Here is a 20,864-nt window from a genome sequence, read left to right as displayed (position 1 = left end):
AACAGCGTGAAGCGCAGCGCCACCCTGCCCGCCGCGGTCGCCGCCACCTTCCTCGCCGCCGGCTGTGGAGCCAACGCCAACCAGGGCGGCTCCTCGCAGGCCGGCGGGGCCGGCAAGGACACCCTGGTCGTCGCCTACTCCGAGGGCGGCAAGACCCTCAACCCCGCCGAGGCCAACGACGTCACCTCCGACACGTTCGTCGTGGCGGCCTACGACCAGCTGGTCACGTACGACCGTACGACGGTCGACGGCAAGCCGACCGCCAAGACGGACACCATCGTGCCGATGCTGGCGGAGAAGTGGGAGGTGAGCCCCGACGCGAAGAGCTACACGTTCAAGCTGCGGCAGGGCGTGACGTTCGAGGACGGTTCGCCCCTCGACTCCGACGATGTCGTCAAGTCGTTCGACTTCATCAAGAAGTCGAGCTCGGCGAGCTTCCTCTACGGCATGGCCGGCATCGACACCGTGACCGCCGTCGACCCGCAGACGGTGAAGATCGGCCTCACCGCGCCGAACCACCTCTTCCTGCAGATCCTGCCGATGTACTCGTTCTCGATCATCAACATCGACAAGGTCAACGCCGAGGGCGGCGCCAAGTGGCTCGACACCAACACCGCGGGTTCCGGCCCCTACCGGCTGAAGAAGTGGGACCCGGCGACGGAGGCCGTGCTCGAGCGCAAGGACACCTACTGGGGTGAGAAGCCGGCGCTGCGCACCATCAACACCAAGTTCATCGGCGAGGCGAGCAACCGCGTCCAGCTCCTCAGCAAGGGCGAGGTCGACATCGCGCTCGAGGTGCCGGCGAAGGACGTCGACACCCTGTCGAAGCAGTCCGGCGTCACCATCGACTCGCGGGCCAGCAACAAGGTCCTCTTCTTCGGGATGAACAACGCCGTCAAGCCGTTCGACAACCCGAAGGTCCGCCAGGCCGTCTCGTACGCGATCCCGTACGACAAGCTCGTCAACGACGTCATGAAGGGCCAGGCGTCGCCGATGCGCTCGTCGGTGGCCAGCTCGACCCCGGGCTTCAGCGACGCCGGCTACGTCTACTCGTACGACCTCGACAAGGCCAAGGCGCTGCTCGCGGAGGCCGGCCATCCCAACGGCTTCAGCTTCGACTTCACCCTCGGTAGCGGCTTCCAGGACTGGTCGGACGACGCCGTCCTCATCCAGGCCGAGCTGGCGAAGATCGGCGTGACGATGAACATCAAGAACATGGCGCGTCCGCAGTTCCTCGAGGCGCTCGCGACGAAGAAGGTGCAGAGCTACATCACCCGCTGGACCTCCTTCGTCAACGACCCGGGCTACCACCTCGGCCTCCTGCTGACCAGCGACGGCACGAGCAACTACGCCAACTTCCACAACGCCGAGGTCGACAACCTCTGGAAGAAGGCCGCGACCGAGCCGGACCAGAAGGTCCGCAACGACCTGTACGGCAAGGCGCAGGAGATCATCAACACCCAGGCGCCGTGGGCGTACCTGTACGAGTACAACATCGTCGTCGCGCAGCGCGAGGGCGTGCAGGGGTACACCTCGTACCCCGACGGGATCATCCGCTTCTTCCAGATGAGCAACAAGGGCTGACGCCGAGGCAGGCGTGCCGCCGGGCCACCGCGAAACCGACGCGCCCGGCGGCACGCCCCCACCGGCCACCGCGAACCACCCCTCCCGCAACGACACCTGGAGCCCGACGTGACCACGACATCCCCCGACTGGGAGACCCGGGTCCTCGACGAGATCGAGCGCACCCGGGACGAACTGCTGACGCTCGCCGGGGCCCTCATCCGGATCCCGAGCGAGAACCCTCCGGGGGACTGCACGGACGTCGGCATCTTCATCGCCGACCACCTGCGCGCCGCGGGCCTCGACCCCGAGGTCCACGACGCGGGGGACGGTCGCCTCAGCGTCGTCGTCCACCGTGCCGCGAGCAACGCCGCGGTGGACGACGACCCCAACGTGGCGCGGCACCTGGTGCTCGCCGGTCACACCGACGTCGTCCCGGTCGGTGACCTGGACCGCTGGACGTTTCCCCCCTTCGCGGGGGACATCGTCGACGGTTACCTGCGCGGTCGCGGGGCGAGCGACATGAAGGCCGGTCTCGCCGGTGTCATCCACACGCTCGTCGTCCTGCACCGCCTCGGTGTCCCGCTCGCCGGGAAGCTGTCGCTCGCGGCGGTGCCCGACGAGGAGCAGGGCGGCTCGCGCGGCGCGGACTGGCTGCTCGACCAGGGAGTCCTCGACGGCGCGACCGGCGCGATCATCGCCGAGCCCGCGGAGCGCACGCACCCGACGATCGGCCAGAAGGGCAGCAACTGGTTCCGGATGACGATCGACGGCAAGCCGGGGCACGGCAGCCTCCAGCCGCTGCACGGCGTCAGCGCGAACCTCCTCGCGGCCAAGGCCGTCATCGCCCTGCAACAGCTCTGGGACATGAAGCCGTCGCCGCCCGAGGACGTGGTCGACCTCATCGAGCGGTCGAAGACGTTCGCCGAGGAGCGCGAGGGCTACGGTCCCGGCATCGGTGCCGTCTTCGAGCACGTCACCGTCAACATCGGCACGATCCGCGGCGGCACGTCCTCCAACGTCGTCGCGGACCGGTGCGTCGTCGACGTCGACACCCGCGTGCCGATCGGGTTGTCGCGGGCCGAGGTCCTGGCCCGGGTCGACGAACTGCTCGCCGAGGCGGGCGTCGAGGCGACGATCGAGCCGACCGGCTTCCGCAGCGAACCGAACTGGACGCTGCCGAGCGATCCCATCGTCACCGAACTCGTCGCGGCGCTGCGCGACCTGACCGGGGACCCCACCGCGGAGGGGGTGCTCCAGTGGGCGTCCTCCGACGCCCGCACCTTCCGCAGCCACGGCATCCCCGTGCTCCAGTACGGGCCGGCGGAGCTGGCCACCATCCACGGCTTCGACGAGAGGGCACCCGTCGCCGACGTCGTCCTCGCCGCGAAGACCTACGCCCTGACCACCCTCCGGTACCTCGGCGTCGCCGAGACCGCTGTCGAAAGCGAATGATCGTGCTGTCCCACGTGCTCACCGTCCTCGACCTGCTCGACCGCCCCGACGCCTCGGGCAAACTCGTCGCCGAGCACCTGCGTGCCCTCGGCGACGACGCCTGCTCGATCGTCGTCGAGACGGTGGCGGGCGAGCAGGGCTCGACCGACTTCATCCAGGTCACCGTCCCGGGCAGCCGCGGCAGGACCATCGGCGGCGACGCCCCGACGCTCGGTGTCGTCGGCCGCCTCGGTGGTCTCGGCGCCCGGCCGGAGCTCATCGGCTACGTGTCCGACGGCGACGGAGCGACCGCCGCCATCGCCACGGCCGCCAAGCTCCTCGCGATGCATGCCCGCGGCGACATCCTCCCCGGCGACGTCGTCATCTCGACGCACATCTGCCCCGACGCGCCGACCCGGCCGCACGACCCGGTGCCCTTCATGGACTCGCCCGTCGACATCACCGCGATGAACGAGCACGAGGTGACCTCGGAGATGGACGCCGTGCTGTCCATCGACACGACGAAGGGCAACCGCATCGTCAACCACCGGGGTATCGCCATCTCCCCGACGGTCCGCGCCGGCTACATCCTTCCCACCAGCGCCGACCTGGTCAGCGTTCTGGAGACCGTCTCCGGTGAGCCAGCCGTCGTCTTCGCGCTGTCGACGCAGGACATCACCCCGTACGGCAACGGCCTCCACCACCTCAACTCGATCCTCCAGCCGGCCGTCGCGACGGCCGCGCCTGTCGTCGGTGTCGCCATCACGACGGTGACGCCCGTCGCCGGCTGCGCGACCGGCGCGAGCCACGAGGTCGACATCGCCCTGGCCGCGCGCTTCTCCGTCGAGGTCGCCAAGGGCTTCACCGCAGGCGCGGTGTCCTTCTACGACGAGGCCCAGGCGGCGCTCCTCGAGGGCCTCTACGGCCCGGCCACCCACCTGCAGACGACCGGAACGGTCCCCGCGAAGCCCTGATCGGGCGGGACCGCATCCAGCGGCACACGGAACAAGGAGCACGGACATGGCTGAGACCCTGCTGTCGATCGAGAACCTCTCGGTCCGCATCGACACGTCCCGTGGCCCGATCCATCCGGTCCGGAACCTCGACCTCTCCATCGCGCGCGGCGAGATGGTCGGGCTGGTCGGCGAGTCGGGCTCGGGCAAGAGCGTCACCGCCATGTCGATCACGGGACTGCTGCCGGCGCGGCAGGCGCACATCACCGGCGGGCACATCCGCTTCGACGGGCGCGACCTCGCCGCGCTGTCGGACCGTCAGATGCGCCGGATCCGGGGCAAGGACATCGCCACGATCTTCCAGGAGCCGATGACCGCGCTCAACCCGGTCTTCACGATCCGTGACCAGCTCACCGAGCCGTTGCGCCAGCACATGCGCCTCGGCCGACGGCAGGCGGCGGACCGCGCCGGCCACCTGCTCGACATGGTGGGGATCCGCAACACCGCCCGTGTCCTCGCCGGATACCCGCACGAGCTGTCCGGCGGGATGCGCCAGCGGGTCATGATCGCCATGGCCATGGCGTGCGAGCCGAAACTGCTCATCGCCGACGAGCCGACGACCGCGCTCGACGTGACCACCCAACTGCAGATCCTCGACCTCATCATGGACCTGCAGGAGCAGCACGGGACAGCGGTCCTGCTCATCACGCACGACCTCGGGGTCGTCGCCCAGACCTGCCAGCGGGTCGCCGTGATGTACGGCGGGGAGCTCCAGGAGACGGCGTCGACGGAGCAGCTCTTTGCCGCGCCCCAGGCCGACTACACGAAGCGGCTGCTCAGCTTCATCCCCTCCGCCAACGAGCACGTCGTCGAGGCGGTCGAGGCGCTCGCCGAGGGCGGCACGGCGCGCGACGGCTCGCCGGGCCGCGTCGAGACACGTACGGAGGCACCCGACGACGACGCGCCGGTGCTGCTCGAGGTCACCGACCTGACGAAGGTCTTCACCGGGCGGCGCCGCAGGCTGGGACGTCCGGCCGACACCGTCAGAGCCGTCGACGGCGTCTCCTTCCGGGTCCGGCGTGGCCGGACGCTCGCCATCGTGGGCGAGTCCGGCTCGGGCAAGTCGACGACCGGTCGCGCCCTGCTGCGCCTGCACGAGCCGACGTCGGGGGCGGTGACCTTCAACGGGGCCGACCTCCTCGCGGCGAGTGACGACGAACTGCGCCGGCTCCGCTCCGAGATGCAGATCGTCTTCCAGGACACGTACGCCTCGCTCGATCCGCGGTGGACGATCCACCGGGCCCTCGCCGAGCCGCTGCGGTTGCACACGGACCTCGACGACGCGGCGATCCGCGCCCGCATCGTGGAGGTCATGGAGACGGTTGGCCTGCGGGAGGAGGACATCGACCGCTTCCCGCACGAGTTCTCGGGGGGTCAGCGCCAGCGGATCGGCATCGCGCGGGCACTCATCCTCAACCCGAGCCTCGTCGTCTGCGACGAGCCCGTGTCGGCACTCGACGTGTCGGTACAGGCCCAGGTACTCGACCTCATGAAGCAGTTGCAGCGGGACCTCGGACTCACCTACGTCTTCATCTCGCACGACCTGTCCGTCGTCGAGATGATGGCCGACGAGATCGTCGTCATGAGCCAGGGTCGCGTCGTCGAGCAGGGCAGCGTCGAGCAGATCTTCAGGACACCCCGGCACCCCTACACCAGGGCGCTCCTCGCCGCGATCCCGGTCGCCGACCCCACCGCGCGGGTCGACCGCGCCGTGCGGCGCCGCATCGTCGAGCGCGGCGTCGCTGCTGCCGACCTGTCCGAGAAGGAGGTGGCGTGATGCACGTGGCGACTGCGGGCGGGACGCGCCGGATGCGGCCGAGGCTCGGCCTCGTCACGATCGGCCAGGCACCCCGCACCGACCTCATCGGCGATGTCGAGGCCGCCCTTTCCGACGTCGACTGGGTCGAACACGGCGCGCTGGACCTCCTCGACGCGGATGGCATCGCCCGGCTCGAACCTCGCGGCGGGGAGCGGACCCTCGTTTCCCGGCTGCGGGACGGTTCGCGCGTCCGCCTCGGCGCGACGGGCATCGCCGCAGCCCTCGACGAGGCCATCCGGCGGTGCGTGGCCGATCACTGCGCGGCCGTCCTCGTGCTGTGCACCGGCCGTGTCGAGCACGGCCCGGCGTCGGTGCCGGTGCTCCATGCGGAGGATCTCGCCCACGACCTCGTGGCGCGGCTCGTCGGCACGGGTCGCCTGGGCGTGCTGTGCCCCGTGCCGGAACAGTTGACGGACATCCGGGAACGATGGGAGGAGCGTCTGGGACGGCCCGTCATCGCGGCGGCCGTGGACCCCTACACGGCCGGACCCGACGAGGTGGTGGCCGCCGGACGGAGGGTCGCCGCGGGCGGAGCGGATCTGGTCTTCCTCGACTGCATCGGCTACACGGGCCAGCAGCGGGGATTCCTCGCCGCCGAGGGCATCCGGGCCGAGACCGCCCGCCACCTCGCGGTGACGGGGGCGGTGGTCCATCTGCTCTCCACCTCGTGCGCCGATGACGAACGCGCGCCGGGTCGGTAAGCGGTCAGGCTGACCACGAGGGTCGGGGCTCGCCGCACTGCTGGGGCTGGTGGTGCTGTTCGGACGGCAGGACGGCGGTGGTGAACAGGGCTGCCGGGCGTACGAGACGGGCGGCCGAGACCGTGCGGGTCATGGAGGTCCCCTTCGGACGACCGTGTCGCCGCGCTGGTCGACGGACCCGCTGTGGACATGTGCACTACGTAATGCCGGGGAGCCATCCCCGAAGGTCACACTGCGCGGCCAGGCGATCACAGGTGCCGGCTACGTCTCGCGGTAGGCGGCACGAGACCGAGGATCTCGACGACCGGCGGTGATAAGCGAGTCTTGTGAGTAGCTCCGAGTGCGGTGTACGGTGGCAGCCAGTTTCGATTGTTACGTAATCTCACGTCCGTTACGGACGGCGGCCGAGGTGTGCTGCTGCGCAGTTTCGGCTGACCGTCGAACCGCTCGTTTCCAATTGCCGATCCGCGCACTTGGCGGCTGGTCGCCACTTGGGACGATTGGTTCGTGGTTCCTGTTCCCATACCGCTGTCAGTATCAGAACCCATGTTTGTCCTGGTGAAATGAAATCCCTGCTGCCGCGTGCGAGTGCGCTGCCGTTCGTCCGCTGAACCCGGACTGGTCGCCGCCTGGCCACCGGACAGGCCGAGCCGTGGAGCGGGGCCTGCTTCAACGGATTGGCCCGAGGTGCTGCCCGATTTCCGAACACGGCGTACCGGCGGCCAAAAACCATCGGCTGAGCCAGTGCGGAAGAGCCTTGAGCATGCATTTCGAAAGGAGGAACGGGCACGGATCCGTAGGGGTGCCGTGCCCGGACCGAAAATGACGACAGCAAATGCACCGGAACTGACGCCCCTGCCGCTGCTGCAGCTGAGCACCGGATTCTCGAGCTTCAAGACCTTCGCCGCCGCAGTGGAGATGGGGCTGTTCACCCGGCTCGCCGACGGCAGGACGATGGGCGTGACGGAGGTGTCTGCCGAGTTTGGACTGCCCCATCGCCCGGCGGATCTGCTGCTCGCTGCCTGCGCTTCGCTGGGCTTGCTGGAGAAACGCGGTGACGGGTACGGAAACACCGCGCTCTCCGAGAAGTTCCTGGTCGAGGGGCGTACCTACTACTTCGGTGGGTTCGTGCGGTTCTACGACAAGCGTGAGTACCCGGCATGGGACCGTGTCGGCGAGGCGCTTCGGACGGACAAACCGACCGCCTGGAACCCGGAGGTCCAGGACTCCCCGTTCACGGCCGAAGACTCGCAGATGCTGCAGTTGTTCTGGGACGCGATGCACTGCATGTCGACCTTCACCGCCCGCGCGCTCGGTGAGGTCTACGACTTCGGCGAGCACACGCGACTGCTGGACGTGGGCGGCGGCTCCGGGGCGTTCCCGATCGAGCTGTGTCGCCATTACCCGAACCTGTCGGCGACGGTGTACGACCTGCCTCACGTATGCCCGATCGCTGATTCGAAGATCGCCGATGCTGGACTGAGTGGACGGATCACCACGGTGGCCGGTGACTTCCTGCGCGAGGCCGAGCTGCCGGCGGGCCACGACGTGATCCTGTACAGCATGATCATGCACGACTGGGGTGAGGACACCGACCGGGAACTGCTGGCACGCGCCTACGAGGCGCTGACACCGGGTGGTGTGGTCATCATCAGCGAACTGATGCTCAATGCCGAACGCACCGGCCCTGCCGAGGCTGCCCTGATGGGTATGAACATGCTCATCGAAACCACAGCCGGCAAGAACTACTCCGAGACCGAGTACGCGACGTGGTTGCGGGATGCCGGATTCTCCGACATCCGCACCCTGCCGTTCGTCGCGGCCGGCGCGAACGGGGTCGTCATCGGCGTCAAGGACTGACCGGACCGTGGCGGGAGTCGGGGCGGGCCGGGAGCTTCGTGCCCGGCCCGCCCCGGCTGAGCCCTGGCAAGCTGAACGAGCGGTCCACTCCCAGCGCCGGGGACGGGACGCACCCGCACCACACCTCGACGCGGCGCAACCCTTTCGGGCGCTGGCCTGCGGAGCCCCGGCCGGAGCGCGGCCGTGATCGCGAAGAAGAGCAGGGTTCGTTACTATTAGCCTTTCGTGATCCCGGTGCGGATCATCTACCGATAGATTCCCATCGCAGCGGTGGCGCCGGTTACGTCACTGTCGGCGAGGAAGGGCGGCAATGGAGCGGCCGGACTGGGCACCAGACGATGTCGATCTGAGTCGCCCGAGCGTCGCCCGGGCCTACGACTACTGGCTGGGCGGCTCACACAACTTCGAGGTCGACCGGGAGTTCGCCCGCCAGGCGCTCGCGGCGGTGCCGGATCTCCGCCTGGTGGCGCGGGCGAACCGTGAGTTCCTGCATCGCGCGGTGCGGTTCATGCTCGACGAGGGGATCCGGCAGTTCCTGGACATCGGGTCCGGTATTCCGACCGTCGGCAACGTGCACGAGATCGCCCAGCGGGTGGATCCGGACGCCCGCGTGGTCTATGTGGACATTGATCCGGTGGCCGTGGCGCACAGCACGCAGATCCTCGCCGGCCAACCGAACGCGGTGGCGCTGCTTGAGGACCTGCGCCATCCGGAGGCCATTCTCGAACATCCGGAGACCCGACGGCTGTTGGACCTCGACCGGCCGGTCGGTCTGCTGCTCGTGTCGGTCGTACACGCGATCCCGGACGAGGACGATCCGTACGGGCTGGTCAGGCGACTGTGGACGGCGCTGGCACCGGGCAGCTGCGCGGCGATCAGCCATGTCACCACCGACAGCCGACCGGACGAGATGGGGGAGGGCGCCCGGCTGAGTGGTCGGACGAGCACGCCGGTCACCGCCCGGACCCGATCCCAGGTGCAGGACCTCTTCGCCGGCCTCGAGCTGGTGGAGCCCGGTGTGGTCTGGTCGCCGTTGTGGCGTCCCGAGACTCCGGACGATGTCGGTGAGCATCCCGAGCGGATGAGCTTCTACGTCGGAGTCGGACGCCGCAGGTGAGCGATCGGCCCGATGCCGACGGGGCCGACGACCGGTGCCGTCAGGGTGTCGAGGAGTTCGCCAGGGTGTGGGCCGCCGCGCTCCACCGGGCCCACTACGTGCCGATCAGCGCCGAGGAGCGGCATCGGATCGTCATCGGGCTGGCGGACCGTCTGGTCGCCGGTGTCCTCACCGAACCGGCCGAACCCGGTGGCGGCCGACGGATCGGTGCCGAACTCGTGGCGGCCGGCTTCGGGTCACCGGAGGCGCTCGGTCGGACGATCGCGATCGTCGGCTCACGCCTCCGCGCCGATCTGGGGCTGCCGGCGGACCCCGCGCTCGACGCCCGGCTGACCGGGCTGCTCGCCGACCTGGCGGTGGGCTTCGCGTCGGCGGCCCACGACCGTAGCCTCCAGGCCCAGGACGGGGTCCGGTTGGCCGCGCTGGCGGCGCACACCCGGGCCGAGAAGGCGTTGCGGGTCAGCGAGGCCCGGTTCCGTCACTTCGCCACCCACGACCAGTTGACCGGACTGCCCAACCTGACGTTGTTCACCGAGCGCCTCGAACGGTTGTCCGCCGCCGGCACGCCGGCCGACCGGGCCGGCGTCTGCTGCTTCGACATCGACGACTTCGCGGCGGTCAACGACGTGCTCGGGCATCCGGTGGGCGATCTGCTGCTCCAAGCTGTCGCCGACCGGCTCGGCGCGATCACCGACCGCCGGATCGACCTGGTGGCCCGTCTGGACAGTGACCGGTTCGCGATCCTGGCCGTCGGCACCACGTGCGGCGAGGACACGATCAAGATCGCTGACCGGGCGCTCGCCGCGCTGGCTGCCCCGTTCCACGTCGCCGGTGCCGAGGTACCCCTGACGGCGAGCGCGGGAGTCGCCGAGGGAGCGGTCCGCGACGGCGGCGCCGCGCAGTTGATGCGCGCCAGCGAGATCGCGCTGCACTGGGCCAAGGCGGACGGGAAGGCCACCTGGCGTCAGTTCGACCGGGCACGCAGCAACGCCGACGCCGAACGTTACCGACTGTCGGCGGCCATGCCGGCGGCCCTGCGGCGGGGCGAGTTCACCCTCGCCTACCAGCCCATCGTCGATCTCCGGTCCGGCCGGCTGACCGGGGTGGAGGCACTGGCCCGCTGGCACCATCCCCAGCTCGGCCTCTTGGGTGCCGCCCGGTTCATCGAGTTCGCCGAACGCACCGGCCTCGTCGTGGCGCTGGGCAACCACCTGCTGGAGCAGGCGTGCCGCCAGGCCAGCCGCTGGCAGAGCCTCCAGCCCGGTCTGTACGTCAGCGTGAACGTATCGGTGCGCCAGCTCCACCAGAGCGGCATGGCCGGGGCCGTCTCCCAGGTCCTCGACCGGACCGGCCTGCCGCCGAGCCTGCTCCAGCTCGAAGTCACCGAGCAGGCGGTGATCGAACTGACCGGTACCGTGACGGACACCCTGACCGCGCTGATGAAACTCGGGGTCCGACTCGTCATCGACGACTTTGGTGTCGGCTACGCGAACCTGGCCAACCTCCGCGCCCTACCCCTGCACGGCCTCAAACTCGACGCCAGCCTGACCCGTCCGTCGACACCGACGATCAGGCGAGCGACGATCCACCACCCCGCCACGGACGACGATTTCCTCACCACCGTCGTGTCGCTCGGCCACCAGCTCGGTCTCACCGTGACCGCCGAAGGTATCGAGACCTCCCAGCAGGCCGACCGCATGGCCGCCACCGGCTGCGACAGCGGGCAGGGCTGGTACTTCGGTCACCCGGTGCCGCCCAGCGAGATCACCGACAGCATCGTGGCGCAGCACCAGCAGATGCCCACCACGTAGCTGCCCGGATTTGGCCGGACCGCGTCCGGCAGCTAAGCTGCGGCCCAGGTCATGAGTGCCAGCGACAAGCCCCGGCTTGCTGGCCGGCAACCCTCGTCGAGGTTCGCGGTGGGGTGCCCCGGGTGATGACCCGGCCCAGCGCGATCAGGTGCTGGGCAAGCGCGGACCCCGTCCAGCTGCCGTTCCGGGGTCCCTGGACTGCCGGAGGTCTGCCATGACCACTGCCCTCGTACCGTCGCCCCTGCGTGCCGGACTCCGTCCGGCACCGCAACCGCCGTACCCGCCGCTCCAGGTGCTCGGAGTGCCCGGCGAGGTCAACCTCGACTACGCCGCCTCCGCACCCTGCGCCCGTGCCGCCGCCGACGCGGTGGCCGAGCTGCTGCCCTGGCACGCCAGCGTGCACCGGGGTGCCGGCGCCCTCTCCCGGCGCTGCACCCTCGCGTACGAGCGGGCCCGGCAGACCGTCGGCGACTTCTTCTCCGCCCGCCCCGAGGATCACGTGATCTTCACCCGGAACACCACCGACGCGCTCAACCTGCTCGCCCACGTGCTTCCCGCCGGCACCAAGGTCGTGACCTTCGCCGCCGAACACCACGCCAACCTGCTGCCCTGGCCCGCCGGGGCACTCCGACTGCCGGTGCCCGACTCTCCGCACGCGGCGGTACGCGGGCTCGCCGCCGCCCTGCGTGAACTGCGTCGCGGGTCCGACCCGAGTGCGCCGATCCTGGTAGCGGTCACCGGCGCGAGCAACGTCACCGGGGAGTGCTGGCCGGTGGCCGAACTCGCCCAGGTGGCCCACCGGTACGGCGCCCGCGTCGCGCTGGACGCCGCCCAGCTGGCACCGCACGTTCCCGTCGACCTGGCGGCGCTCGACGTGGACTACCTCGCCGCGTCCGGGCACAAGCTGTACGCCCCGTTCGGTGCCGGCGTGCTCGTCGGACGGGCGGACTGGCTGGACGCCGCCCCGCCGTACCTTCTCGGCGGCGGGGCCACCCGGCACGTCGGGCCGGCGACGCACGACGTGCGCTGGACCACCGGCCCGGGGCGGCACGAGGCCGGCACCCCGAACCTGCTCGGTGCGGTGGCCCTGGCGGCGGTCTGTACCGCGCTCACCACCGCGGACCGCGCCGCCCTGCACCGCCGTGAGCAGGCATTGCTGACCCGGTTGCGTACCGGCATCGCGGCACTGTCGCACCTCGTCGAGCTGCGGACGTTCGGCCCCGCGGCCGACCGGGTCGGCATCGTGTCGTTCGTGGTCGCCGGCCGGGACTCCGCCGAGGTGGCGGCCACCCTCGCCGCCGAGCACCGGATCGGGCTACGCGACGGGCTGTTCTGCGCCCACCCGTTGGCCCGACGGTTGCTCGCCGAGGCCGCCGCGCGTAGTGGGCGCCGCGACCTGCCGCCCACCGCCCTGCGGGCCAGTCTCGGACTGGGCAGCACCGACGACGACGTGGACCGCCTGCTGGCCGCCCTCGCCGCCCTCGGGTGAGCCTGGCCGGCCACCCGGCTTGTCACCGGTGACCGGCACGACGTGTCACGGCGAGTCGGCGAACCCGGTCATCCGCCGGGGAACTGGTCCGGGTCGACGCTGCTGGTGCTGGCGTTGCCGCCCACCACAGGGGTGAGGGAGAGCGTCCAACTGGTGTACGTCCGCGAGGTGGTGCTGAACTTGAGCGGGTCGTCGAACTTCTCGAAGTCGCAGTCCCGGCTGAACGCCCTGTTCTTGGCGTCCCAGTCCTTGCCGCTGGTCATGAAGATCTGGTAAGTCCCGTCCCGGACACCGCGTACCGTGAAGGTGCTCTTGCTCCGGACGTAGACCCGGGTGACCGCTGTCTTGCCCCGGGCGATGCTGATCACCGCGTCGGCGCCACCATTTTCGATCTTGAGCTGGCCGAGGCCGCCCTTGGTCCGCTTGACGTAGGAGCCGTTGCTCAGCCGCCGGTTGCCGTCCTTGGTTTCCTTCGGGACGAAGGAACCGACCTGGTAGGCCCGGGTGGGGTCGGTGGTCGCCAACGCCCGGGCAGCGGCCCGGAGTTGGTCGGCGGCCGTCTCCCGGCTGACCCGCGCGACCGCCGCCGGCCCGAGGCAGGCCTGCCCCGACGTGGCGGCGCCGGTGCCGGTCAGGGCGGCGGCCAGATCGTCCAACGCCTCGACGAGGGTGTCGTGGGCGGTCGCCACGCTCGCCGGCGGCACCACATCGTCCAACGCCTGGCGCTGGGTGCCGGCGGTCGTCGCGAGGTTGGACGCCGCAGTACGCACCGCCGTGGGGCTCTTGGCCGCGGCGAGGGTCCGGAAGCCCGTGTTCAACGCCTGGTCGGTGCTGGTCAGCACCGTCTGGTACTGGTCCGGGGTCATGGGCGCGGCGCTCGGGGACGGCGCGACCGACGGTGCTCCGGAGCGGGCCCCGGCGACCGGTGCGCCGTCCTCGTCGTCGCCGTCGAGGAAGAACGCCAGCGGCAGTCCGCAGCACGCCAGCACCGCCACGACCGCCACGGCGGCGACGACGAGCACCGTCCTGCGGCGCGCCGGCTGGACCGGGGCGAGCACCGGCGGACCGTGCTGCGGCGGACCGGGCGGGGGCCCGAACTGTGGCGGAGGCCCGAACTGTGGCGGAGGCCCGAACTGTGGCGGGGGCCCGAATTGTGCCGGCGTCGCGTTCACCCGGACCCGGACGTACGCGTCCTGCGGTGATCCGTCCGGCCCCGCCGGTCCCAGACCGGCCAGCCGCAGCATCGAGCCGTCGACGGTCCCGGCCGGAACGCGGACCGTCGCCGCGTGTCCGGACCAGGGAAGGACGATGGTCTTCACGGTCTCGGCGCCAGCTTCATCCGGGCCGAGCTCAAGCGTCAGGTACGCCTCGGGCTCCACGTGTCGAGTATGGACGACCCGCGCAACGGCGTTCCACGCCCGGGTCCGCCGGCCCACCGGGGTGCCGGTGGGCCAGCGGACCGCCGGTCAGCTCACCGACTTGTTGTAGCTCTCGATCGCCGACTGGACGCTCGCGGCGGCGTCCTTCATGGCCTGCTCGGCGGGCTTGGTGCCGACGATGGCGGCCTCCAGCCCGTCCTCGGCGGCCTTGCGCGCCTGCGGCATCACGCCGAGCAGGCAGCCGGCCGAGGCGACCGACGGCGGCAGCGCGTGCAGCTGGTCCACCGCGGTACGGAACTGCGGGTACTTCGTCACCCAGCCCTTGTCGACCTGCTCCAGCGCGCCCACGTTGATCGGCACGTAGCCGGTGCCGGTGTGCCACTGGGCCTGCGGGGTGGCGCCGGCCGCGAACTTCACGAACTCCCAGGCGGCCCGCTTCTCGGCCGCGCTGTGGCCGACCCCGTTGATCCAGAGCGACGCGCCGCCGATGATCGGCCCGCCGGTGGAGGAGTCCGACACCTTCGGGTACGGGGCGGTGAGGACGGTGAACTTGCCCGCCGCCGCGTCGACGTAGCCGCGCAGCACGCTGGTGGACTCCAGGTGCATGGCGACCGTACCGGCCTTGAAGGCCGCCTGGGCGTCGTCGGTCTTCCGGCCGGTGTTCGCCGCGTACCCGTTGCGGACCAGGTCCGTCCACCACTGGGCGACCTGCACCCCCGCCGCCTGGTCGAACTGCACCCGGGTGGCGAGCTTCTGGCGTCCGTTGCCGTTGTCGCAGTACTCCTGGCCGTCGGTGGCGAGGAGCTGTTCGAGCAGCCAGCCGTAGATGGCCGCGCCGAAGCCGTACCGGGTGGTCTTGCCGCTGGCGTCCTTCACGGTGAGCTTCTTGGCCATCTCACCCAGCTCGGCCAGGGTCTTCGGCGGCTTGGTCGGGTCGAGCTTGGCGGACTCGAACGCCTCCTTGTTGAGGTACAGCAGGGGGGTGGAGGTGTTGAACGGCATCGACCAGAGCTTGCCCTCGACCGAGTAGTAGCTGGCGATGTTCGGCTCGATCTCGGCGACGTCGAACCCGTCCTTCTCGATGAACCGGTGCATCGGCACGACCTGCTTGGAGTCGACCATGAAGCGGGTGCCGATGTCGTACACCTGGACCAGGGCGGGGGTGCTCTTCTGCTGCACCGACGCCTTGTACTTGGCGATGGTCTCGTCGTAGCTGCCCTGGTAGACGGCCTTGATCTCGACCTTGCCGCCGTTGCCGGCGTTGAAGTCGGCGACCAGCTTGTCGACGGCGGCGGCGTTCGCCCCCTTCATGGAGTGCCAGAACTCGACCGTCGTCTTCCCGCTGGTGTCCTTGAGCGCCTCGGCGCCCGGCGCGTCCAGGGCGTCGGTCGACTCGCCGCCGGACTCGGAACCGCACCCGGCGACCAGCGCGGCGGCGGTGAGCAGGGCGACGATGACTGCGCCGGTACGGCGTGGTCGTGGAAGTGCCATTGCCTCTCCTCGGTGGGGGTTCAACGCAGTGCGCCCGCAGTGAGACCACGGACGATGTACCGCTGGCCGAAGAGCACGACGGCCAGGGTGGGGAGCAGGGAGAGCGCGACGCCGGCCAGGATCAGCCCCGGCTGGGCCGCCTCAGCATCGTTGAGCTGGGAGATTCCGATCTGGAGGGTCTGGTACTCCGGATCCCGGACGAGGATCAGCGGCCAGAAGTACTGGTTCCACGCGGAGAGGAAGACGTACACCCCGACCGCCGCGATGGACGGCTTGGACAGCGGGACGACCACCTGCCAGAGCAGCCGCCAGTGCCCACAACCGTCGATCACCGCCGCGTCGCGCAGCTCGCCCGGGAACTGGAGGAACGCCTGGCGCAGCAGGAACGTGCCGAACGCCGAGGCGAGGAACGGCAGGACGAGCCCGAGGTAGGTCAGCCCACCACGGGTCAGCCCCCAGTCCGAGATGGCCAGGTAGTTGGGGATGATGATGCTCTCCCAGGGGACCATCAGCGTGGCCAGGAAGAGCGCGAACGTCGCCGCCTTCGCCGGCATCCGCAGGAACGCGAAGGCATACGCGGCGAGGATGCTGGTCACCACCTGGGCGAAAGTGATCACACCGGCCTGCACGGCGGAGTTGACGTAGAACCGGCCGAGCGGCACGGCCTCGAACACGTCGCCGAAGTTCTGCCAGTGCAGTTCGCCCGGCACCAGCGCCGGGGGATAGGTGGCCAGGTCGCCGGGGCCCATCACGGCACCGGCGAACGCGTAGTACACCGGGAACAGCACCGGGATCAGCGCCAGCCCGAGTACGACGTAGACGGCGATCCGGCCGGGAGTGGTACGTCGGCTCATCGGTAGTGCACCCGCCGTTCCAGGACACCGAACTGGATGGCGGTGCAGACCAGCATGATCAGCAGCAGGACGACCGCCTGTGCGCTCGCCCCACCGAAGTCGGCGGAGCCGAACGCGAACGCCCGTTCGTAGATGGCGTAGACCAGGGTGGTGGTCGCGTCGTCCGGTCCGCCCTTGGTGAGGATGTGGATCTGGCCGAAGCTCTGCAACGCGTGGATGGTGGAGACCACGACGAGGAAGAACAGTTGCGGGGAGAGCAGCGGGACGGTCACGCTGCGGGCGAGCCGCCAGCCGGTCGCGCCGTCGAGCCGGGCCGCCTCGACCACCTCCTGCGGGATAGCCGCGACTCCGGCGGAGAGCACCAGCACGTTGTAGCCGAGGTTCATCCAGATGGTGGCGACACCGACCGCGGGCAGGGCGATGGAGGGGTCGGTGAGCCAGTTGACCCGGTCGACGCCGACCGCGCCGAGCAGCCCGTTGGCGATGCCGATGGCCGGGTTGTAGATCACGGCGAAGACCACCGACGCGGTGGCCACCGAGAACGCGAACGGCAGGGCGAAGGCGGTGCGCAACGCGCGTACGCCCCGGATCCGCGATTCCAGCAGCAGGACCACCAGTAGTGCGCCGAGCACCGCCGGTACGACGCTGATCAGGGTGAACATCGCCGTGGTGGCGAGCACCCCGAGGAATTCGCCGGACAGCATCTCGGCGTAGTGGTCGAAGCCGACGTAGGCGCTCGGCGCGCCGAAGATGTCATTGGCGTGGGTGGACAGGTAGAGGGTCCGGCCGAGTGGCCAGAAGATGAACAGGGCGAAGATCGCGACCGATGGCAGGAGCAGTAACCAGGACAGGCCACGCTCGCCACGTGGCCGGCCGGGCGCGGGGGCGCCGGCGCTCGTGGCCGCCGTGGGTGGGGCGTCTTCGGCAACCGAAGGGGGAGGCACCGCCGCACACTACCAACGGATCAGGCGCAGGAAATGCTCCGGACACCTCTGCGTTACCTGACAGCAACCTTCATGATCGGGTTCCGGTGTCGAGGTCGATGCCGTTTCCGAAATCCAGGGGGTGGAAACGGCGGTCGATGGCCCGGATCGTGGGTCGGCGCCCCGGGACTCGTCCACGACATTGACGTGCGCGAGAGCCCGTCGCGACGCCTTCACCGCCGAGTCGCCTCTCGGCTGGGACGTGGACTGGACGAACTTCACCGACGAGTACCCGGGCGTCCCCGGCGACGCCGAGACCTGGAAGCGCCGGCTGGCCCTCGCACTCGACCGGGGGGCCGCGACCATGCCCCGGACCGCCTGACCATCCTCCCCTGCCGGCCGGGCGAGGTGCGGGTGGTGCGCCGAGTCGCAGGTACCCGGACACGACCGCACCCCGTCGCACCGCTCCCCGGTCCCGGGGCCGGTCGTTGGGAGGGGCAGGTGGAACCGTTCGTCACGGTGTGCCGTCCTAGCCCTCGACTCGTGGTGACCCACGAGACCGGGGGAGACGGCGGAACGGAGAGTCGAGATGGCACGTCAGGGCTACCTTGCGATGCTGGTCGCGTTCGGCGCGCTGCTCGCCGGATGCGGCGGGCAGGCTGGTGCGGGCGCCGAGGACCCGGGGGCGCTCCGGGACGGTACGGAGGACGCGCGTCCGCTGGCACCGGAGGAGCTGCTGGGCGCCTGGACGCTCGTCGACGTCGACGAGCCCGGGGCGGGTACGATCCTGCACCTCGCACACCGTGACCTGCATGTGCTCGGCAGCCGCTGTGGCGTTCTGAGTGGATCCTGGCGGGCCGACACCGATGGTGTCTTCCTCGCGGAGGTCACTTCGGCCTCCGCCTCCGCCGTCGAGGGCATCCCGGGCTGCGAGAGGGCCAGCCAGGACACCCCCGACTGGCTGCGGCGCGTGACGGCGTACCGGTTCGACGACGGAGGGCGGCCCCTGCTCCTGGACGACCTGGCGCAACCGGTCGCCCGGCTGGTCCCCGGCGCGAGCCCGACCCCCGGGCCGGACATGGCGGCCTCCGTGCTGGCGCCGCCGGTGGTCACCGACGAGGTCCGGCGGGCCCTCGCGCCGGCCGCCGCGCTACCGGTGACGCTGACCCCCGCCGACCGGCACCGGCTCGCCGGCCGCTGGGTGCCCCTCACCGGGAACCGGAACGCGTACCTGGAGTTCACCGCGGACGGTGACTGGACGGGGTCCGACGGCTGCAACGGCTCGCGCGGTCGGTGGATCAGCGCGTCCGGGGGCACGCTGCTCGCCACCGCCGGGGCCACCACGCTGGTGGGCTGCGACAACGTGCCGGTCGACAGTTGGCTCGGGACGGCCCGGCGGGCCGGTTTCGACGGTGAGGTCCTGGTGCTGCTCGATGCCCAGGGCAAGGAGACAGGGCGGCTGCGCTCCGCCGGCTGACTGTCCGGATCGGAGTCCCTTGAGGGCGGCGAGGCAACACAGCCGAGGGCGGGGCCGTCGCGTCGGACGGCCCCCGCCGCTCGTACCGCGCTGCTAACCGGCGTACGTCTCGAACTCGGCGACCCTCGGCGTGCCGGTCGAGCTGGTGATCTCGAAGGTGACCTTGGTCAGTGCGGTGGGGGCGAAGGTGACGACGCCCGCCCCGCTGCCGGAGGCCAGGACGGCGCCGGTGCCGCCGTTGAGGACCCGCCAGGACCCGATGACGCCGACGGAGCCGGACGCCTCCCGGATGTTGATCCTGGACACCGTGGTCGCGGAACCCCACTTGATCGAGATGGAACCGGTCGAGCCGACCGGTGACCAGTAGGTGCTCATGTTGCCGTCCCGCACGTTGCCGTAGCTCGTTCCGTCGGCCTTGCTGGAGCCGTCGGAGCCGGCCCCGATGCTCAGGTTGGTTCCGCTGGACGGCGTCGGCGTCGGCGTCGGGCTGGTCGGTCCGGGCGTCGGGCTGGTCGGTCCGGGCGTGGGGCTGGTCGGTCCGGGCGTCGGCGTCTGCGGCGAGCAGTTGCCGTCCGACACCTTCAGACCCGTGTGGGCGCCGGCCGTCTGCCGGACGACGTCCGGCACGCAGCCGGCCCCGTCGAGGCTGTAGGGGTACGGGATGCTGACGGTGGTGTTGGACTGCGGGTTGGGGCCGGCGGGGTAGTTGTCGGTGCCGGGGGCGGACCAGGTCACGTTGTCGAAGATGTTGCCGCTGACCTGCCAGTACCCGCGTTCGCTGGTGTAGAAGGTGCCCAGGACGTCCTTGGAGTTCCGGAAGTAGTTGTTGTCCACCTTCGCGCGCGCCCCGGCCCGCGAGTTGATGCCCGACTCGTGGAGGCTCACGTAGTGGTTGTTGTAGACGTGGGCGATGCCGCCGCGCAGCAGGGGCGTGCGGGAGTCGATGTTCTCGTACAGGTTGTGGTGGTACGTGATGAAGCCGTTCGAGAGGTCGCTCTCACTGGACCCGACGAGGCCACCACGGCCCGAGTTGCGCAGGATGCTGTAGGACAGCGTCACGTACTGGGTGTTGTCCTTCATGTCGAAGAGGCCGTCGAATCCCTCCGACTCGCCACCCGAGGCTTCCAGGGTGACGTGGTCGACCCAGACGTTGCGGACGTTGCTCTCCATGCCGATGGCGTCGCCACCGTTGGACGTGGGCGAGCCCGACTTCTTGACGTTCCGGATGGTCACGTTCTGGATGATGATGTTGCGGGAGTCGCGGATGTGGATGCCGAGCTGGTCGAAGACGGCCCCGCCCCCGACGCCGACGATGGTGACGTTGCTGATCTGCTTGAGTTCGATCACGCCGTCGGCGGTACTGCAGCTTCCGCCCGACACCTTGCTCGTGTTGCCGTGGTTGATGGTCCCCTCGACCTGGATGACGATCGGGGTGCTGCTGCTGGCCCGCGTGCACAGGGCGGCGTGGATCGCGGTCCCCGTGGTGGCCCGCACCGTCTGCCCGCCGGCACCGCCGGTGGTGCCACCGTTCTGGGTCGCGTAGCCGGTGGCGCTGCCGACCGCCGCCGACGCCTGGGGCGTCGGCAGTGCCACGGCGATCGCGGCCCCGGTGGCCGCTGTGGCCAGCACCGCCGAGAGGTGCAGTACGACTGGTCGTCTCATCTCGCCTCACCTTTGTGGTCGTATGCCAGGTGTTGCCGGTGTCTGCTCGTGAACTCGTCGTCCGGCCGCCGCCGCGGCTGGCGCCGGGGCGGGTCGCTGGCGGCCCAGGCGGAAAGCGGCTGTGAGTGCCGCACGGCCGCCTCCACGGGGCAACGCGTGCGTAGCTGGAAAGCGCTTTCCCCAGCGAGGATAGAGAGGCGTCTGTGGATATGGCAAGAGTCCGTGCGGATTCGGGGAGGGGCTGTCACCCGGGCGCTGCCGTCGCCGCAGG

Annotated in this window: 17 protein-coding genes and 1 riboswitch; of the genes, 11 read left to right on the top strand and 6 right to left on the bottom strand. The window is 70.3% G+C overall.

Going from position 1 to position 20,864, the window contains the following annotated elements; translation table 11 throughout:
• Positions 1–6 precede the first annotated feature (6 nt).
• The 5 genes from IGA62_RS00360 to IGA62_RS00340 all read left to right on the top strand — a co-directional run bounded on the left by IGA62_RS00360 (position 7) and on the right by IGA62_RS00340 (position 6,530).
• Positions 7–1,584 carry an ABC transporter substrate-binding protein gene (locus IGA62_RS00360; protein WP_198501166.1) on the top strand — a complete coding sequence of 526 codons (1,578 nt, stop codon included), beginning with the start codon at positions 7–9 and terminating at the stop codon, positions 1,582–1,584.
• Between the two features lie 108 nt (positions 1,585–1,692).
• Positions 1,693–3,018 carry a M20 family metallopeptidase gene (locus IGA62_RS00355; RefSeq protein ID WP_145817258.1) on the top strand — a complete coding sequence of 442 codons (1,326 nt, stop codon included), beginning with the start codon at positions 1,693–1,695 and terminating at the stop codon, positions 3,016–3,018.
• Positions 3,015–3,971, top strand: a complete 957-nt coding sequence (locus IGA62_RS00350) for a DUF1177 domain-containing protein (RefSeq protein ID WP_222433307.1) — start codon at positions 3,015–3,017, stop codon at positions 3,969–3,971. The genes IGA62_RS00355 and IGA62_RS00350 overlap by 4 nt, the downstream gene beginning before the upstream one ends.
• Before the next feature lie 46 nt (positions 3,972–4,017).
• The gene (locus tag IGA62_RS00345; protein ID WP_145817260.1) at positions 4,018–5,787 is read left to right on the top strand and encodes an ABC transporter ATP-binding protein; all 1,770 of its coding nucleotides are present in this window, start codon (positions 4,018–4,020) and stop codon (positions 5,785–5,787) included.
• Positions 5,787–6,530 (top strand): AroM family protein, encoded by a 744-nt coding sequence (locus tag IGA62_RS00340; protein ID WP_232625019.1) that lies wholly within the window; start codon positions 5,787–5,789, stop codon positions 6,528–6,530. The genes IGA62_RS00345 and IGA62_RS00340 overlap by 1 nt, the downstream gene beginning before the upstream one ends.
• 4 nt (positions 6,531–6,534) lie before the next feature.
• On the opposite strand, the gene IGA62_RS30500 is transcribed toward IGA62_RS00340, so the two are convergent.
• On the bottom strand, positions 6,535–6,663 hold the full coding sequence (locus IGA62_RS30500) for a hypothetical protein (protein WP_269780476.1): 129 nt from the start codon (positions 6,661–6,663) through the stop codon (positions 6,535–6,537).
• A gap of 689 nt (positions 6,664–7,352) precedes the next feature.
• On the opposite strand from IGA62_RS30500, the gene IGA62_RS00335 reads away from it, so the two are divergent.
• The 4 genes from IGA62_RS00335 (at position 7,353) to IGA62_RS00320 (ending at position 12,807) form a co-directional block, all read left to right on the top strand.
• The gene (locus IGA62_RS00335) at positions 7,353–8,390 is read left to right on the top strand and encodes a methyltransferase (protein WP_145817264.1); all 1,038 of its coding nucleotides are present in this window, start codon (positions 7,353–7,355) and stop codon (positions 8,388–8,390) included.
• A gap of 310 nt (positions 8,391–8,700) precedes the next feature.
• Entirely contained in the window at positions 8,701–9,507 is an 807-nt protein-coding gene (locus IGA62_RS00330) for an SAM-dependent methyltransferase (RefSeq protein ID WP_145817266.1), read from the top strand.
• Complete coding sequence (locus tag IGA62_RS00325; RefSeq protein WP_145817268.1) at positions 9,504–11,318, top strand: putative bifunctional diguanylate cyclase/phosphodiesterase; 1,815 nt, start codon at positions 9,504–9,506, stop codon at positions 11,316–11,318. Before IGA62_RS00330 ends, IGA62_RS00325 begins: the two co-directional genes overlap by 4 nt.
• Positions 11,319–11,365: 47 nt before the next feature.
• Positions 11,366–11,486, top strand: a riboswitch (SAM riboswitch).
• 46 nt (positions 11,487–11,532) lie between these two features.
• Positions 11,533–12,807: an aminotransferase class V-fold PLP-dependent enzyme gene (locus IGA62_RS00320; protein WP_145817270.1), complete on the top strand. Its 1,275-nt coding sequence runs from the start codon at positions 11,533–11,535 to the stop codon at positions 12,805–12,807.
• Positions 12,808–12,875: 68 nt separating this feature from the next.
• Here IGA62_RS00320 and IGA62_RS00315 read toward each other — a convergent pair whose 3' ends face one another.
• The 4 genes from IGA62_RS00315 to IGA62_RS00300 form a co-directional block, all read right to left on the bottom strand.
• Positions 12,876–14,186: a hypothetical protein gene (locus IGA62_RS00315; protein WP_186499802.1), complete on the bottom strand. Its 1,311-nt coding sequence runs from the start codon at positions 14,184–14,186 to the stop codon at positions 12,876–12,878.
• 87 nt (positions 14,187–14,273) lie between these two features.
• On the bottom strand, positions 14,274–15,677 hold the full coding sequence (locus IGA62_RS00310; RefSeq protein WP_145817274.1) for an ABC transporter substrate-binding protein: 1,404 nt from the start codon (positions 15,675–15,677) through the stop codon (positions 14,274–14,276).
• 20 nt (positions 15,678–15,697) lie between these two features.
• Positions 15,698–16,531: a carbohydrate ABC transporter permease gene (locus IGA62_RS00305; RefSeq protein ID WP_145817276.1), complete on the bottom strand. Its 834-nt coding sequence runs from the start codon at positions 16,529–16,531 to the stop codon at positions 15,698–15,700.
• Positions 16,528–17,475: a carbohydrate ABC transporter permease gene (locus IGA62_RS00300; RefSeq protein ID WP_198501165.1), complete on the bottom strand. Its 948-nt coding sequence runs from the start codon at positions 17,473–17,475 to the stop codon at positions 16,528–16,530. Before IGA62_RS00300 ends, IGA62_RS00305 begins: the two co-directional genes overlap by 4 nt.
• Positions 17,476–17,656: 181 nt before the next feature.
• On the opposite strand from IGA62_RS00300, the gene IGA62_RS00295 reads away from it, so the two are divergent.
• Together IGA62_RS00295 and IGA62_RS00290 are read left to right on the top strand one after the other, a co-directional pair.
• Positions 17,657–17,836, top strand: coding sequence for a hypothetical protein (locus IGA62_RS00295; protein ID WP_145817278.1), 180 nt, complete (start codon positions 17,657–17,659; stop codon positions 17,834–17,836).
• Positions 17,837–18,043: 207 nt separating this feature from the next.
• Complete coding sequence (locus IGA62_RS00290; RefSeq protein ID WP_145817281.1) at positions 18,044–18,931, top strand: META domain-containing protein; 888 nt, start codon at positions 18,044–18,046, stop codon at positions 18,929–18,931.
• A 93-nt stretch (positions 18,932–19,024) separates the two neighbouring features.
• On the opposite strand, the gene IGA62_RS00285 is transcribed toward IGA62_RS00290, so the two are convergent.
• Positions 19,025–20,593, bottom strand: coding sequence for a pectate lyase family protein (locus IGA62_RS00285; RefSeq protein WP_145817283.1), 1,569 nt, complete (start codon positions 20,591–20,593; stop codon positions 19,025–19,027).
• Positions 20,594–20,864 lie beyond the last annotated feature (271 nt).

The organism is Micromonospora sagamiensis (genome assembly GCF_014680085.1).
Taxonomy (GTDB): domain Bacteria; phylum Actinomycetota; class Actinomycetes; order Mycobacteriales; family Micromonosporaceae; genus Micromonospora; species Micromonospora inyonensis.
The sequence above is the reverse complement of the archived record's forward strand: the minus strand, read 5'-3'. Positions and strand labels throughout refer to the sequence as shown.

Bases quoted from the DNA above. Each gene is read 5' to 3' on its own strand.
- IGA62_RS00350 (WP_222433307.1), top strand. From the start codon at position 3,015: ATGATCGTGCTGTCCCACGTGCTCACCGTCCTCGACCTGCTCGACCGC.
- IGA62_RS00345 (WP_145817260.1), top strand. From the start codon at position 4,018: ATGGCTGAGACCCTGCTGTCGATCGAGAACCTCTCGGTCCGCATCGAC.
- IGA62_RS00340 (WP_232625019.1), top strand. From the start codon at position 5,787: ATGCACGTGGCGACTGCGGGCGGGACGCGCCGGATGCGGCCGAGGCTC.
- IGA62_RS30500 (WP_269780476.1), bottom strand. From the start codon at position 6,663: ATGACCCGCACGGTCTCGGCCGCCCGTCTCGTACGCCCGGCAGCCCTG.
- IGA62_RS00335 (WP_145817264.1), top strand. From the start codon at position 7,353: ATGACGACAGCAAATGCACCGGAACTGACGCCCCTGCCGCTGCTGCAG.
- IGA62_RS00330 (WP_145817266.1), top strand. From the start codon at position 8,701: ATGGAGCGGCCGGACTGGGCACCAGACGATGTCGATCTGAGTCGCCCG.
- IGA62_RS00320 (WP_145817270.1), top strand. From the start codon at position 11,533: ATGACCACTGCCCTCGTACCGTCGCCCCTGCGTGCCGGACTCCGTCCG.
- IGA62_RS00310 (WP_145817274.1), bottom strand. From the start codon at position 15,677: ATGGCACTTCCACGACCACGCCGTACCGGCGCAGTCATCGTCGCCCTG.
- IGA62_RS00305 (WP_145817276.1), bottom strand. From the start codon at position 16,531: ATGAGCCGACGTACCACTCCCGGCCGGATCGCCGTCTACGTCGTACTC.
- IGA62_RS00290 (WP_145817281.1), top strand. From the start codon at position 18,044: ATGGCACGTCAGGGCTACCTTGCGATGCTGGTCGCGTTCGGCGCGCTG.
- IGA62_RS00285 (WP_145817283.1), bottom strand. From the start codon at position 20,593: ATGAGACGACCAGTCGTACTGCACCTCTCGGCGGTGCTGGCCACAGCG.